The following is a 14605-nucleotide window of genomic DNA, read 5'->3' as shown; positions in this document are numbered from 1 at the left end:
CCGGTAGCGTTCTCAGGGACGGGTCCCGGCCGGGGCCCGCCACCCCACCGGATCCCGCACGGGTCCGCGGAAGGAGCGTCATGGCTAAGGGAGTAGCAACCGTCTGGGTGCCCGTCGAGGACATGGGGAGGGCCCTCGCCTTCTACCGGGACACCCTGGGACTGAGCGTCACCATGGAGCAGGCGGACTGGTCGACGGTGGACGCCGGCGGGCTGACGATCGGCCTCAACGCCCGCGAGAACACCCACGGCGGGCGCGGCGGCGGCGCCGTCATCAGCTTCGAGCCCGAGGGCTCCATCGAGGACGAGCTGGAGCGCATCTCGTCGCAGGGTGGCGCGTCCATCGAGGGTGAGATCAGCGAGTACCCCTGGGGGCGGATCCTGCCGTTCAAGGACAGCGAGGGCAACGACCTCCAGCTCTACTCTCCCCCGGTCGGAGGCTGAGCGCAGCGCCGGACCAGTACCGGCGCGGATGCGGCGATCGAGGCGAGGGGCCCCGCACCGGCGGGATCGCGGTCAGGCACGTGCCACGAGGTCGGGGGTGGTGCGCGCACGTGCAACAACGTGCCAAAGTTGGTTCCCATGAGCAACCCTTTCCTTGAGCCCAGTACCCTCGACTACCAGCTGCCACCGTTCGCGGCCATCCGGGACGAGCACTACCTGCCGGCCTTCGACGCCGGTTTCGCCGAGCACCTCGCCGAGATCGATCGCATCACGGGCTCCGGGGAGCCGGCCTCCTTCGAGAACACGCTCATCGCCCTCGAGCGCGCGGGCAGCACCCTGGACCGCGTCTCGCGGGTCTTCTTCAGCAACTCCGTCAGCCACGCCACCAAGGCCGTCCAGGAACTCGAGCAGCAGATCGCCCCCCGACTCGCGGAGCACGAGGACAACATCAAGCTCAACCGCGCCCTGTTCGAGCGCATCCGGCAGGTGCCCGTCGACGGCCTCGACCCCGAGTCGGCGCGCCTCGTGGAGGAGTACCTCCGCGGTTTCGTGCGTGCGGGAGCGGAGCTCGACGACGACGCGCAGGCCACGCTGCGCCGGCTGAACGCGGAGCTGTCGGCGCTGAGCACCGAGTTCTCGCAGAAGCTGCTCAAGGACACGAACGACTCCGCGCTGCTGCTCGATACCGCCGAGGAACTCGACGGGCTCTCCCCCGACGCGATCTCCGCTGCGGCGACCGCGGCGGCGGACGCCGGCCACGAGGGGAAATACCTCCTGACCCTCATCCTGCCCACCGCGCAGCCCGCGTTGGAGCAGCTCACGAACCGCGAGGTACGCCGTCGCCTGCACGAGGCCTCCGTGACCCGGGGAGCCCGCGGCAACGAGGCGGACACCCTCGACGTCGCCACGCGCATGGCCGCGCTCCGCGCCGAGCGCGCCGCCCTCCTCGGCTTCGACACGCACGCCGCCGCGGCGACCGATAGCCAGACGGCGCCGTCGCTGGAGGCGATCCTCGACCGCATGCGGGAACTCGCGGCGCCGGCGGTCCGCAACGCCCGCGCCGAGGCCGCGGAACTCGAGGCGGAGGCCGGCCACGGCATCGAGCCGTGGGACTGGGCCTACTACGCCGCGAAGGTGCGGAAGGCGAAGTTCGACGTCGACCTGGACGCCCTGCGCCCCTACTTCGAACTCGAGCGCGTGCTGCACGACGGCGTCTTCTACGCGGCGAACCGCCTCTACGGCCTGACGTTCACGGAGCGCCCCGACCTCCTGGGCTACCACCCCGACGTGCGCGTATGGGAGGTCTTCAACGAGGACGGGTCCGGGCTCGGACTGTTCCTCGGCGACTTCTACACGCGCGACACCAAGAGCGGCGGCGCCTGGATGAACTCCTTCATGGACCAGTCACGGCTCGAGGGCACGCAGGCGGTGGTCATCAACAACCTGAACATCTCGACGCCGGGCGCCGGTGAGCCCACGCTGCTCTCCTACGACCAGGTGGTCACCACCTTCCACGAGTTCGGCCACGCCCTGCACGGCCTGTTCTCGGACGTCACCTACCCGCTCTTCGCCGGGACGTCCGTGCCGCGCGACTTCGTCGAGTACCCGTCCCAGGTCAACGAGATGTGGATCCTGTGGCCCGAGATCGTCGCGCACTACGCGCGTCACCACGAGACGGGCGAGGCACTTCCCCAGGAGGTCATCGACCGCATCCACGCGGCCGGCGCCTGGGGCGAGGGCTTCGAGACCACCGCGTACCTCGGCGCGACGCTGCTGGACCTCGCGTGGCACTCCCTCCCGGCCGGCACGGTGATCGAGGATCCGCTGGCCTTCGAGGCGTCGGCGCTCGCGGACGCCGGCATCGACTTCGCCCCGGTCCCGCCCCGGTACCGCACCTCCTACTTCAAGCACATCTTCGCCGGCGGGTATGCGGCGTCCTACTACGCGTACATCTGGAGCGAGATGCTCGACGCCGACACCGTGGAGTGGTTCAAGTCCTCGGGCGGCCTCACCCGGGAGAACGGCGACCACTTCCGGCGTGAACTCCTTGCGCGGGGCAACAGCATCGACCCGCTGGAGGCGTTCCGCAGGTTCCGGGGGCGTGACGCGGACCTCCAGCCCCTGCTCGTCCGCCGCGGCCTCGCATGAGGCGACCTCCCGCCGGCGGTCGGGCGTGGTGAGCATCGCCGCGTGCCAGCGGCTGCAGTCCGCCTGGTACGCGGCGCTCGCGACGGCGACGGGCGGCAGGACGTTCTCCACGCACGGTGCCACCTGGGTGTGGCTGCCGGCGCGGCGGGAGCTCATGATGATGTTCCCCGGGACGGTCCGCGCCCACGCCGTCCGGCCCGCCCTGGCCGAGGGCACCCGGCTCGGCGCGTCCTCCGTGCGGGTCTGGCTCAACGGCGCGGTGGACGGCGCCGAGCTCGGCGGCCTCGGATTCAGCCCGAGCTGGCAGCCGTGGTGGATGACGGCGCCCGTCGCCGCCGTCGTCGCCCCCGGGGACGACGCCGCGGCCCTCACCACCGAGGTGCCCGACTACTCGGGGCCGCTGCAGCAGGAACTGCGGGTGGTCGGCGCCCAGCCCCGCCAGGCCTGGCACGCCGTGACGCGCGATCGTGAGCACGGGAACATCTCGGGGGCCGCGTACGCGTTCTACCCGGCCGGGGTCGCCGGGCTGAACGGTCTCGGTGGCATCCACCAGCTCGAGGTCCTCCCCGCCTACCAGCGGCGGGGGGTTGCCACGGCGTTGCTCAGCGCCGTGGCCCGCGCCGCGGGCGAGGCCGGGGCGGTGGACCTCGCCGTCAACGCGACGCCGCCGGGCTACGAGTTCTTCTCGCGGCGGGGATTTACGCTGCTCGGTCGGGGGAAGACCTACGTCCTGGGGCTCTGACCCGGCGCGGCCGGATCGCCCGGGAACACGGAAGGGCCGCAGCCGTGGCTGCGACCCTCCCTGTCACCCGGCTGGGACTACCAGCCGCGTTCCGCCAGGCGGTGCGGCTGGGGGATCTCGTCGACGTTGATACCCACCATGGCTTCGCCGAGGCCACGGGAGACCTTGGCGATCATGTCGGGGTCATCGTGGAACGTCGTCGCCTGGACGATGGCGTTGGCGCGCTCGGCGGGGTTGCCCGACTTGAAGATGCCGGAGCCCACGAAGACGCCGTCCGCGCCGAGCTGCATCATCATGGCAGCGTCCGCGGGGGTCGCGATGCCGCCCGCGGTGAAGAGCACGACCGGCAGGCGGCCTGCGGCGGCGACGTCCTTCACGAGCTCGTACGGGGCCTGCAGCTCCTTCGCGGCCACGTACAGCTCGTCCTCGGCCATCGAGGACAGGCGGTTGATCTCGGAGCGGATCTTGCGCATGTGCATCGTGGCGTTCGAGACGTCGCCGGTGCCGGCCTCGCCCTTCGACCGGATCATGGCAGCGCCCTCGTTGATTCGCCGCAGCGCCTCGCCGAGGTTGGTGGCACCGCACACGAAGGGGATCGTGAACTTCCACTTGTCGATGTGGTTGGTGAAGTCGGCGGGCGTCAGGACTTCGGACTCGTCGATGTAGTCGACGCCGAGGGACTGCAGGACCTGCGCCTCGACGAAGTGGCCGATCCTCGCCTTGGCCATGACCGGGATGGAGACGGCCGCGATGATGCTGTCGATCATGTCGGGGTCGCTCATGCGGGAGACGCCGCCCTGGGCGCGGATGTCCGCGGGCACCCGCTCGAGCGCCATGACCGCGACGGCACCGGCATCCTCGGCGATGCGGGCCTGCTCGGCGGTGACGACATCCATGATGACGCCGCCCTTGAGCATTTCGGCCATGCCGCGCTTCACCCGGTTTCCACCGGTCTGTGCTGCGGGTGCCGAGTTTCCTTCAACGGTGGACACAACTTGCCCCTAAAAGGTAGATAAAAGCTGACACTTCATGATACGCGTCCTGCACCTGCCACTCGGCCGCCCGCCACCAGGTCACGACGCTCGAGTTCGTCCAGCAGACGGTCGAGGGGCTCCTCCGGCCACGGCGAGGACGGCCCGGCGCCCCCGCCGGGCGACCGTCCTTCCCGGGCCGTGGCTCCCCGCTCGAGGAGGAGCAGCTCCGCCTGCGAGACGATGTGCAGATCGGGCGGCAGGAATGCCGGGATGTGCGGCATCGGGTGTCCTTCCCTCATGGTGCGCCGTGGTGCTCTCGGTTGCTCCTTAGACGGGTCCGACGTCGCCGAATCATCGCGGCCGGCGGCCGGGACCCACGACCGCGGCCCGCAGTTTTGCCGATGTAAGCAGGCAAAGCTCAGCCTTTGAGCAGGATTGGCCTAAGGGCCCCATGCGCCCGGGAGGCCGCTGATAGCTTCATCACGACACCTGCCGCTACGGGCAGCAATGCGACTAAGCAGCTGGGGAGCTTGCTCATGCATTCACGGGACCGTGAAAAACTCATCGTCGACAACCTGCCTCTGGTCGGGTATCTCGTCTCTTCCTTGTGCGCCCGCGCCACGCATCTCTCGCGGGAGGACCTGGCGTCCGTCGGCGCGATCGCGCTCATCACCTCGGCGGACTCCTTCGATCCCACGCTCGGTGTGCCGTTCGGGGCCTACGCCCGGCGCCGCATCACCGGCGCCTTCGCGGACGAGATGCGGTCCAACGACTGGGCGCCACGGTCCGTCCGACGGCGGATCGGCGACACCCTGGGCGCGCAGGACGCCCTCGCGGCCTCCCTCGGGCGCAGGCCGACGACCGACGAGCTCGCCATGACGCTCGGCGTCAGCCGCCAGGAGGTCCTCTCGGCGCTCGACGACGCCTCCCGCTCCGTGCACGTGCTCGACGAGACGGTGCTCGACCTCGTCCCGTCGCTCGACCAGCTTCCCGAGGCCTCGCTCCTCGCCGACGAGCAGATCCGCCACCTGCGTGCCGCCGTGGTCCACCTTCCCGTGCGCATGCGGCACATCATTGAGCAGGTCTTCTTCGAGGGCCGTTCGGTGACCGACGTCGCAGCCGAACTCGGCACCACGCACTCGGCCGTGTCGCAGCAGAAGTCCGAGGCGCTCCGGCTGCTGCACGACGGGCTCGCGACGCACTACTCCGACACCCCGGGCGCGGCCCCCGTCCCGACCTCCAGGGTGGCCCCGAAGCGGCGCGCCGAATACCTCTCGGCCCTGGGCACGGCGTTGACGCCCCTGCGCGATCACGCGGTCGCGTTCACCGGGGCGCGGCCGGCCCTCGCCTCCGCGTCCTGAGGCGGGAGCGGCGCCGACCCGGCCCGCTCGGGTGGCCCGATGGTGCAGGTGTGGTGGGTCCTGGCGACCGGGACCCGCCGCACGTGGACGAAGGACGCCGCCGGACCCGCCTCACCGGCGAGCGACCACGCTCAGGAGGCCGGCCGGGCCTCGCGGGACTGCCGCCGGACGGTGCTGACCCGCTGGTAGATCGTGACGAGGCTCGCTGCGGCGAGGATCACGAGCACCGCGAGCAGGAAACCCTCGGGCAGTCCGAGCCCCGTGAGCCCGGTGACCACGAGGACGGAGACGAGGCGCTCGGCGCGCTCGGCCAGTCCGACGTTCGCGGTGAACCCGAGCGATTCCGCCTTGGCCCGCGCGTAGGAGACGATCATGCCGAGCACGAGGCAGGCGAGGGCCGCGATCGCGATGGCCGTGTTCTGTCCGCCGGTGAAGAACCAGATGGCGACGCCGGCGAAGAGTGCGCCGTCGGCGATGCGGTCGAGGGTGGAGTCGAGGAAGTTGCCCCAGAGGCCGCCATGGCCCTTGATCCTGGCCATGATGCCGTCGATCACGTCGGAGAACACGAACAGCGTGATGAAGACCGTGCCCCAGAACAGCTGTCCGAGCGGGTAGAACACCAGCGCGCCGCCGGCCACGCCGATGGTCCCCGCGATGGTCACGGCGTCGGGCGTCACTCCCCACTTCAGGAGCAGCCGCGCCAGGGGCGTGAAGAGCCGGGTGAAGAACCCCCGCGCGTACTTGTTGAGCATCAGGAGGCCGATCCGGCGGGGTCGCCTGCGGCCCACGCCGCGGCGACCTGCTCGCGCACGTCGCCGAGCGTCTGCGTGATGGCCTTGGTCTGCGCGATGATCGGCAGGAAGTTGCCGTCCCCGCCCCAGCGCGGCACCACATGCTGGTGCAGGTGGGCGGCGATCCCGGCACCGCCCGTGACGCCCTGGTTCATGCCGAGGTTGAAGCCGGAGGGGTTGGAGACCCGGCGCAGCACGCGCATGGCCGTCTGGGTGAGGGCGGCGATCTCCGCGGTCTCGGCGTCGTCGATGTCCGTGTAGTCGGGCACGTGCCGGTACGGGCAGACCAGGAGGTGCCCGGCGTTGTAGGGGAAGAGGTTCAGCAGCACGAAGGCGTGCGTGCCGCGATGGACGATCAGGGCGTCCTCGTCGCCCAGGTGCGGTGCACGGCAGAACGGACACGACTCCTCCGTCGTCACCTGCTCCTGCCCGCCCTTGATGTAGGCGAGGCGGTGCGGGGTCCACAGCCGCTGGAAGGCGTCGGGCACGCCGGCGAGTTCGAACCCGTCGGTGACCTCCCGGTCACCCGGGTAGCCAGCCGCCGGCTGTCCGAGGGAGGACGTGTCCGGACTGTCGGCGTCGGCCATCAGACCGTCGCCTCCCTGCTGCGAACCGCCTCCACGATCCGGCGGACGGCCTCGTCGACCGGCACCTGGTTGTCCTGGCTCCCGTCGCGGAAGCGGAAGGAGACCGCGTTCGCCTCCTGGTCCTCGCCTCCCGCGATGAGGACGAACGGCACCTTCTCCTTGCTCGCCGTCCGGATCTTCTTCGGGAAGCGGTCGGAGCCGGCGTCCACCTGCGCGCGGATCCCCTCGGCCCTGAGCTTGTCGACGACGTCGAACAGGTAGTCGTTGAACGCTTCCGCCACGGGGACGGCGAGCACCTGCACCGGTGCCAGCCAGGCGGGGAACGCTCCGGCGTAGTGCTCGGTGAGCACGCCCATGAAACGCTCGATCGAGCCGAACAGGGCCCGGTGGATCATGACGGGGCGCTGTCTGGAGCCGTCCGCCGCCTGGTACTCGAGCTCGAAGCGCTCGGGCAGGTTGAAGTCCAGCTGGATGGTGGACATCTGCCAGGTCCGGCCGATGGCGTCGCGCGCCTGGACGGAGATCTTCGGGCCGTAGAACGCCGCTCCCCCGGGATCGGGGACGAGCTCCAGGCCCGATGCCTCGGCGACCTCGGCGAGGGTGCGGGTGGCCTCGTCCCAGATCTCCTCCGAGCCGACCGACTTCTCGGGGTTGCGCGTGGAGAGCTCCAGGTAGAAGTCGTCCAGGCCGTAGTCCTTGAGCAGGCCCAGCACGAAGTTCAGCGTCCCGGTGAGCTCGTCCTTCATCTGCTCGCGCGTGCAGTAGATGTGCGCGTCGTCCTGGGTCATGCCCCGCACGCGCGTCAGGCCGTGCACCACGCCGGACTTCTCGTAGCGGTACACCGAGCCGAATTCGAACAGCCGCAGCGGCAGTTCGCGGTAGGAGCGCCCGCGGGACCGGAAGACCAGGTTGTGCATGGGGCAGTTCATCGGCTTGAGGTAGTAGTCCTGGCCGGGCTTGCGCACCGTGCCGTCCTCGTTCAGCTCCTCGTCGACGTGCATGGCCGGGAACATGCCGTCCCGGTACCAGTCGAGGTGCCCGGAGACCTCGTAGAGGTGGCCCTTCGTGATGTGGGGCGTGTAGACGAACTCGTATCCGGCGTCGGTGTGGCGCTGGCGGGAGTAGTCCTCCATCGCCTTGCGGATGATGCCGCCCTTGGGGTGGAACACGGGCAGGCCGGAGCCCAGCTCGTCCGGGAAGGAGAACAGGTCGAGCTCCGTGCCGAGACGCCGGTGGTCGCGCCGCTCGGCTTCGGCCAGCCGTTCCTGGTAGGCCTTGAGGGCGTCCTTGGTGGGCCACGCGGTGCCGTAGATCCGCTGCAGCTGCTTGTTCTTCTCGCTGCCGCGCCAGTAGGCGGCCGCCGACCGGGTGAGCGAGTACGCGTTGGAGATGAGTTTCGTGTTGGGCAGGTGCGGACCGCGGCACAGGTCCTTCCACACCACGTCGCCGGACTTGCGGTCCACGTTGTCGTAGACGGTCAGCTCGCCGGCGCCGACCTCCACGGAGGCGCCGTCCTCGTCCGTGGCGCCGCCCTTCAGCCCGATCAGCTCGAGCTTGTACGGCTCGTCCTTCATCGCCTCACGGGCCTCGTCCTCGGACACGACCCGCCGGACGAAGCGCTGGTTGGCGTTGACGATCTTCAGCATCATCTTCTCGAGCTGCTTGAGCTCGTCGGGCGTGAACGGCTCCTCGACGTCGAAGTCGAAGTAGAAGCCGTCCGTGATGTGCGGGCCGATGCCCAGTGTGGCCCCGGGGCGAAGCTGCTGCACCGCCTGCGCCATGACGTGCGCGGCGGAATGGCGGAGTACCTCGAGCCCCGCGGGGTCCTCGAGCGTCACGCCTTCCACGGCGGCGCCGTCGGGCAGTTCCTGGTCGAGGTCCATCAGGGCGCCGTCGACCCGCATGACGACGACGTCGCGCCGCTCGGAGAACAGCTCCGTGCCGGTGGTGCCCGTCGTCGCCTGCTTCTCTTCGCCGTCGACGACGAGTTTCATGGGCTGGGGCGCTGACACGGAGGGTCTCCTTGGTGCAGGGAACGGGGGCGCCCGACAGGGCGTGACGGCACCCGGTGAGCCCCGGGACCGCCGTGCTGATCGTATCGGGTGGGCGGAGGGCCGACCAACCAGCCCGCGCGGGACGACGGCGGGAGCGTCACCCGGGCGTGCGCTACTGCTCCCGCCGCACCCGCAGCTCGTAGTCGATGAACGCCTCGATCATGGCGCGGTACGTCTGTTCGACGACGGCCGGGTCGACGCCCTGCTTCGACGCGTAGCCGCGCACGTTCGTGATGACCTGTTCCACCCGGGCCGGCGCGCGGACGGAGGCGTCGTCCCGCTTGAGGGCACCGGCCCGCCGGACGAGCCGCTCACGGCGGGAGATGAGGGACACGATCTGCTCGTCCACCTCGTTGATGGCCACGCGGACGGCGGCCAGTTGCTTCACGCTCGGTTCTTCCTCTGTTTCAGCCATGCCGGAAGCCTACCCGCGCGGGCTCCGGCGGCAATGGGCCGGGAGCCCTGCCGGGAGGAACGAGCAGCAGGAATGGGCAGGCACGATCACGCGTTGACGACGGTGCGGGAGCAACCGGGCCCGCACCCACCCACCACCTGCGCGCGGGAGATCCGCTCGCACAGACGAGGAGCACCGTGGACTACACGCCCGAAGCAGGATCCATCACCATGTTCTCCACCACGTGGTGCGGGTACTGCCGTCGCCTGAAGTCGCAGCTCGCCGCGCAGGGTATCGGCTACACCGAGATCAACATCGAGGAGGTCGAGGGGACCGCCGACCTCGTGGCGTCCCTGAACGGCGGCAACCAGACCGTACCGACGGTGATCTTCCCCGACGGCAGCACTGCCACCAACCCGTCGGTCGCCGAGGTCAGGGCAAGGATCTCCGCCTAGGTCTGCGGCCCCCGCGCCCCCGCGCCGTCCGCCATATGCTGGGAGCGGCAGGTCGGTCACCCGGCCGCCGCCCACCAGCGGAAGGACAGCAACACATGGTGCACACAGTTCAGGGGGTCGTGGTGCGGGCGAAGGACGCCCCCGCCACCATCGAGACCATCCTCGTCCCCGATCCCGGGCCCGGCGAGGCTCTCGTCGACATCATCACCTGCGGCGTCTGCCACACGGACCTGCACTACAAGCAGGGTGCCATCAACGACGAGTTCCCGTTCCTCCTCGGACACGAGGCCACGGGTGTCGTGAGCGCGGTCGGCGACGACGTCACGACCGTCGCCCCGGGCGACCGCGTGATCCTGAACTGGCGTGCCGTCTGCGGCGAGTGCCGGGCGTGCCGCCGGGGTGAGCCGCAGTACTGCTTCGACACGCACAACGCGACCCAGAAGATGACCCTGGAGGACGGGACCGTGCTCTCCGCGGCCCTCGGCATCGGCGCGTTCGCCGAGAAGACCCTCGTCGCCGCCGGCCAGTGCACCAAGGTGGACCCGGACGCCGACGCCGCCGCCGTGGGCCTGCTGGGCTGCGGCGTCATGGCCGGGATCGGTGCGGCCATCAACACGGGCAGCGTCTCCCGCGGCGACTCCGTCGCCGTCATCGGCTGCGGCGGTGTGGGCATCGCCGCCGTCGCCGGAGCGAAGCTCGCCGGGGCCACCACGATCATCGCCGTCGACATCGACGATCGGAAGCTCGAGCTCGCGAAGGGCCTCGGCGCCACGCACGTCCTGAACTCGAAGGACGAGGACCCCGTGGAGGCCATCCGTGCTCTGACCGGCGGCAACGGCGCGGACGTCGTGATCGACGCCGTCGGACGCCCCGAGACGTACAAGCAGGCGTTCTACGCCCGCGACCTCGCCGGGACCGTGGTGCTCGTCGGGGTCCCCACCCCCGAGATGACCGTCGAACTGCCGCTCCTCGACGTCTTCGGCCGCGGCGGCGCCCTCAAGTCCTCCTGGTACGGGGACTGCCTGCCGAGCCGGGACTTCCCCATGCTCGTCAGCCACTATCTGCAGGGCAACCTCGACCTGGACGCCTTCGTCACGGAGCGCATCCGGCTCGACCAGGTGGAAGAGGCCTTCGACAAGATGCACGGTGGCACCGTGCTCCGCTCGGTGGTGGAGCTCTGATGGCCGCGCGGGTCGAACACCTCGTCACCTCGGGCACCTTCTCGCTCGACGGCGGCACCTGGGACGTCGACAACAACGTCTGGATCGTCGGGGACGACGACGAGTGCGTGGTCATCGACGCACCGCACGACGCCTCGGCGATCGTGGAGCAGATCAACGGCCGCACGGTCCGGGCCATCCTCCTCACCCACGCGCACGACGACCACATCCGCGCGGTCGGCGACCTGTTCGACGCCGTGCACGCGCCGATCCACCTGCACGACGGCGATCGCGTGCTGTGGGACATGGTGTTCCCCGAGCTCAGCCCCGACCAGTCGATCGGCGACGGCGACACGATCGAGGTGGCCGGGGTGACCCTGAGGGCGCTGCACACGCCGGGCCATTCCCCGGGCTCGGTGTGCTACTACCTGGAGGAGGCGGGCACCGTCTTCACCGGCGACACGCTGTTCCAGGGCGGGCCCGGCGCCACGGGCCGCTCCTACAGCGACTTCCCGACGATCATCGAGTCCATCCGGACGAAGCTGCTCACCCTGCCGCCGGAGACCATCGCCCGGACCGGGCACGGCGACAGCACCACGATCGGCGACGAGGCCCCGCACCTCGAGGAGTGGATCCGGCGCGGCTCCTGACGCCCGCGGCGTCCGGCTTCAGGACGGGCCGGACGCGGAGGGGGTGTTGAGCGCGGGGGTGTCGAGCGCGGGAGTGTCGAGCGCGGGAGTGTCGAGCCCGGGGGTGTCGAGGCTGACGACGCCGGCGTACGCGGCGAGCAGCGAACCCTCGACGGCATCGACGGTCACCCCGGGGGCGAGGTCCTCGGCCGCGCCCGCGGTGGACGGCAGCCACGGGAGCCCCAGGGCGGCGTAGGCGTCGGTCAGGACCGCCCGCAGGGGTGCCGCATCCTGGACGACGATCACCGACGAGAAGAGCCAGGCTCCCGCGACCACCCGCTGGGCGGTCCCGACGAGCTTGATCGCCGGGACGCCGTCCCGCCGTCCGTGCACGCTGAACTCGCCCGGGCAGTACTCCCCCGGCACCTCGCCCACGCGCGCGTCGAGCCCGACGTCGGCGAGCACCTCCGCGAAGAAGTCGCCGAACGCGGCGAAACGCGCCCGGGTGCCGGCCACGGCGTCGGGCGCCGGTTCGAGGTGGTCGACCACGAGGCACCCCCGGTGGTAGGCGGCGGCGCGCCCGCCGGCACGCCGGACCAGCGGCGCGAAGCCCTGCCGGGCGACGGCGGTCGCGGCCTCCCCGAACCCCGGAAGCCGGGCGTCCCGCTGCCCGAAGGCGACGGTGGGGCTCGGACGGTAGAGGCGCAGGGTGGGCGGCCGGTCCCCGGCGGCGACCTCGCGGAGGAGGCCGATCCCCCGGTCGAGTTCGGCGGCGGCGTCGTCGGACACGGGATCGAGGACCAGTGCGAGCCCGGCTGCACCGTGCCACGGATTGCTCATCCGTCCATCGTAGGCAGTCGGCGCCCCGACCCGCGCCGTCGCCCGCCGGGTCTAGCGGCCGCCGCCGATCGCCCGGCTGCGCTGCTCGACGCCGGGTGCGCCGTACGGGTAGTCGGAGAAGGTGGGTGCGCTGACCTCGTCCAGGCGGCCGAGTTCCTCCGCCGTCAGGGCGAGGTCGGCGGAGGCGAGGTTGTCGGCCAGCTGCTCCTGTGTCCGGGCGCCGAGGATCACGGACGTCACGGCGGGCTTCGCGGCGACCCAGGCGAGCGCTACGTGCGAGGCGCTGACGCCGCGCTCGGTGGCGATGCCGGTCACGGTGTCGATGATCCGCCAGGTGCGCTCCTGGGCGTTGCGCTGCTCCCAGGCCTCCATGCCGCGCTGCGGGTTCTCGCCCAGCCGCGTCGCGCCCGTCGGCTCGGTGTCGCGCGTGTACTTGCCCGTCAGCCAGCCGCCGCCGAGCGGTGACCACGGCAGCATCCCCATGCCGGCGTCGAGCACGGCCGGCACGATCTCCGCTTCGATCTCACGCACGAGCAGCGAGTACTGGGGCTGCAGGGTGACGGGGAGGGAGTAGCCGCGCTGCCGGGCGATCATCACGGCCTTCGTCAGCTGCCACCCGGTGTAGTTGGAGAACCCGTAGTAGCCGATCCTGCCCTGGACCACGGCCTCGTCGAGGAAACCGAGGGTCTCCTCGAGCGGTGTCAGCGGATCCCACGAGTGGACCTGGTAGAGGTCGATGTGGTCGACGCCGAGGCGGGTCAGCGATGCGTCCAGGGCCTTGCGGAGGTGGCGCCGGGACAGGCCGAGGTCGTTGACGTCCTCACCCATCGGGAACCGTCCCTTGGACGCGAGGACCATGCGGTCCCGCTCCGCGGGGTTCTTCGCGAGCCACCGCCCGATGATCTCCTCCGACGCCCCGGCGGTGTAGACGTCCGCGGTGTCGATGAGATTGCCGCCTGCGGCGGCGTAGTCCGACAGGATGGCGTGGGAGGTCGCCTCGTCCGCTTCCGCGCCGAAGGTCATCGTGCCGAGGGCGAGGTGCGACACCGAGGTGCCGCTGTTGCCGAGTGTCCGATACTGCATGGGTGCTCCTTCGTCAGGGCGCCGGTCGGCGCCGTCGTCGGTGGGGGGGTACTCGCGGATGGTCTCCGCAGCTCCGAGCCGGGCCGGGGCGTTCCGGCGGGCCGGATCCGGCGCGTCAGAGCCGGCGCACCGTGAGGATCTGCTCGAGGCGGCCGAACGGTCCCTCGAGGTCGTGCACCACGCTGGAGGTCAGGCCGACGCCGTGCCCGCCGAAGGTCACGCGGGTGTCCAGGCCCAGCCACTCGCCCCGCGGCATGCGGTTGAGGTGGATCTGCAGATCGACATTGGGGAAGATCCAGCTGTCCCCTCCCGGCGCCACGCGGGAGGCGATCCCGTTCGCGGCGTCCATCATCCCGACGAGGCGGACGACGTCGGAGGTCTGGCGGCCCTCCACCATGGCGTGGGGATTGCGCATCCAGACCTGTCCCCTCCCGGGCCGGTGCCCGGGGACCACGCGGACCTCGAGCGACCTGATGAAGCCGCCCGGCCACGCGGTCATGCCCTCGTGGGGTCCGGCGTCGTCGGGGCCGGGTATCCGGGGGTCCTCCGTGCCCGCGACGTCGGCCGTGTCCTGGGTACCGAGCCGCCAGGCCCGGGCGACGATCGCCGTCCGACCCGCCGCCTCCATGCGGGCCTCGACCAGTTCGATGGTCCGCCCGGGACGGACGACGGCGGTGGTCACGTAGAACTCGCCGCCCGGGATCATCCCGAGGATGTCGAAGCTCACCCGGCTGAGCTGCATCCCCTCGCGCGGTTCGCACTCGAGCAGGCACTGCGTGAGCAGGCCCGAGATCGGAGCCATGTGCTGCTCCTGCGGGTTCCAGGCGCCCTGGGCATGGACGGTCGACTCGAATTTTCCGCTGCCGAGATCGCGGTAGAAAGCATTCACCCGCTCCATGCTAGGCGACGACGGGTCCGCTCCCCCGAGCGGGCACACGCCGGAA

The 14605-nt window shown here is 70.8% G+C and carries 16 protein-coding genes; 7 read left to right on the top strand and 9 right to left on the bottom strand.

The window, feature by feature from the left end:
* The first annotated feature begins 80 nt into the window (after nt 1–80).
* The 3 genes from AC4D2F_RS01375 (at nt 81) to AC4D2F_RS01365 (ending at nt 3333) form a co-directional block, all read left to right on the top strand.
* On the top strand, nt 81–443 hold the full coding sequence (locus AC4D2F_RS01375) for a VOC family protein (protein WP_104164566.1): 363 nt from the start codon (nt 81–83) through the stop codon (nt 441–443).
* 138 nt (nt 444–581) lie between these two features.
* Nucleotides 582–2591 carry a M3 family metallopeptidase gene (locus tag AC4D2F_RS01370; protein WP_490909218.1) on the top strand — a complete coding sequence of 670 codons (2010 nt, stop codon included), beginning with the start codon at nt 582–584 and terminating at the stop codon, nt 2589–2591.
* Nucleotides 2545–3333 carry a GNAT family N-acetyltransferase gene (locus tag AC4D2F_RS01365; RefSeq protein WP_490909217.1) on the top strand — a complete coding sequence of 263 codons (789 nt, stop codon included), beginning with the start codon at nt 2545–2547 and terminating at the stop codon, nt 3331–3333. The genes AC4D2F_RS01370 and AC4D2F_RS01365 overlap by 47 nt, the downstream gene beginning before the upstream one ends.
* Before the next feature lie 77 nt (nt 3334–3410).
* On the opposite strand, the gene pdxS is transcribed toward AC4D2F_RS01365, so the two are convergent.
* Both pdxS and AC4D2F_RS01355 read right to left on the bottom strand, forming a co-directional pair.
* Complete coding sequence (gene pdxS, locus AC4D2F_RS01360) at nt 3411–4325, bottom strand: pyridoxal 5'-phosphate synthase lyase subunit PdxS (RefSeq protein WP_104164562.1); 915 nt, start codon at nt 4323–4325, stop codon at nt 3411–3413.
* Nucleotides 4326–4360: 35 nt separating this feature from the next.
* Nucleotides 4361–4588 carry a hypothetical protein gene (locus AC4D2F_RS01355; protein ID WP_104164560.1) on the bottom strand — a complete coding sequence of 76 codons (228 nt, stop codon included), beginning with the start codon at nt 4586–4588 and terminating at the stop codon, nt 4361–4363.
* A gap of 255 nt (nt 4589–4843) precedes the next feature.
* On the opposite strand from AC4D2F_RS01355, the gene AC4D2F_RS01350 reads away from it, so the two are divergent.
* A complete protein-coding gene (locus tag AC4D2F_RS01350) occupies nt 4844–5668 on the top strand; it encodes a sigma-70 family RNA polymerase sigma factor (protein WP_490909216.1) in 825 nt (274 codons plus the stop codon).
* Nucleotides 5669–5799: 131 nt separating this feature from the next.
* Here the strand turns inward: AC4D2F_RS01350 and pgsA are convergent, their stop codons facing one another.
* The 4 genes from pgsA to AC4D2F_RS01330 form a co-directional block, all read right to left on the bottom strand.
* A complete protein-coding gene (gene pgsA / locus AC4D2F_RS01345; protein WP_490910501.1) occupies nt 5800–6420 on the bottom strand; it encodes a phosphatidylinositol phosphate synthase in 621 nt (206 codons plus the stop codon).
* Nucleotides 6420–7046 carry an HIT family protein gene (locus tag AC4D2F_RS01340; RefSeq protein WP_490909215.1) on the bottom strand — a complete coding sequence of 209 codons (627 nt, stop codon included), beginning with the start codon at nt 7044–7046 and terminating at the stop codon, nt 6420–6422. The genes pgsA and AC4D2F_RS01340 overlap by 1 nt, the downstream gene beginning before the upstream one ends.
* Nucleotides 7046–9040: a threonine--tRNA ligase gene (gene thrS / locus AC4D2F_RS01335; protein WP_490910500.1), complete on the bottom strand. Its 1995-nt coding sequence runs from the start codon at nt 9038–9040 to the stop codon at nt 7046–7048. Before thrS ends, AC4D2F_RS01340 begins: the two co-directional genes overlap by 1 nt.
* A gap of 172 nt (nt 9041–9212) precedes the next feature.
* Entirely contained in the window at nt 9213–9515 is a 303-nt protein-coding gene (locus AC4D2F_RS01330) for a chorismate mutase (RefSeq protein WP_104164552.1), read from the bottom strand.
* A gap of 176 nt (nt 9516–9691) precedes the next feature.
* On the opposite strand from AC4D2F_RS01330, the gene AC4D2F_RS01325 reads away from it, so the two are divergent.
* The 3 genes from AC4D2F_RS01325 to AC4D2F_RS01315 all read left to right on the top strand — a co-directional run bounded on the left by AC4D2F_RS01325 (nt 9692) and on the right by AC4D2F_RS01315 (nt 11759).
* Nucleotides 9692–9949: a mycoredoxin gene (locus AC4D2F_RS01325; RefSeq protein WP_104164550.1), complete on the top strand. Its 258-nt coding sequence runs from the start codon at nt 9692–9694 to the stop codon at nt 9947–9949.
* Nucleotides 9950–10044: 95 nt separating this feature from the next.
* Complete coding sequence (locus tag AC4D2F_RS01320) at nt 10045–11130, top strand: S-(hydroxymethyl)mycothiol dehydrogenase (protein WP_104164548.1); 1086 nt, start codon at nt 10045–10047, stop codon at nt 11128–11130.
* Entirely contained in the window at nt 11130–11759 is a 630-nt protein-coding gene (locus tag AC4D2F_RS01315; protein WP_104164546.1) for an MBL fold metallo-hydrolase, read from the top strand. Before AC4D2F_RS01320 ends, AC4D2F_RS01315 begins: the two co-directional genes overlap by 1 nt.
* A gap of 18 nt (nt 11760–11777) precedes the next feature.
* On the opposite strand, the gene AC4D2F_RS01310 is transcribed toward AC4D2F_RS01315, so the two are convergent.
* The 3 genes from AC4D2F_RS01310 to AC4D2F_RS01300 all read right to left on the bottom strand — a co-directional run bounded on the left by AC4D2F_RS01310 (nt 11778) and on the right by AC4D2F_RS01300 (nt 14559).
* Nucleotides 11778–12578, bottom strand: coding sequence for a lipoate--protein ligase family protein (locus tag AC4D2F_RS01310; RefSeq protein ID WP_490909214.1), 801 nt, complete (start codon nt 12576–12578; stop codon nt 11778–11780).
* Between the two features lie 51 nt (nt 12579–12629).
* Complete coding sequence (locus AC4D2F_RS01305) at nt 12630–13661, bottom strand: aldo/keto reductase (RefSeq protein ID WP_490909213.1); 1032 nt, start codon at nt 13659–13661, stop codon at nt 12630–12632.
* A gap of 115 nt (nt 13662–13776) precedes the next feature.
* On the bottom strand, nt 13777–14559 hold the full coding sequence (locus AC4D2F_RS01300) for a thioesterase family protein (protein WP_490909212.1): 783 nt from the start codon (nt 14557–14559) through the stop codon (nt 13777–13779).
* Between the last annotated feature and the right edge of the window lie 46 nt (nt 14560–14605).

Source organism: Arthrobacter sp. TJ-263, from assembly GCF_058269155.1.
This window is presented reverse-complemented; position numbering and strand designations above follow the sequence as displayed.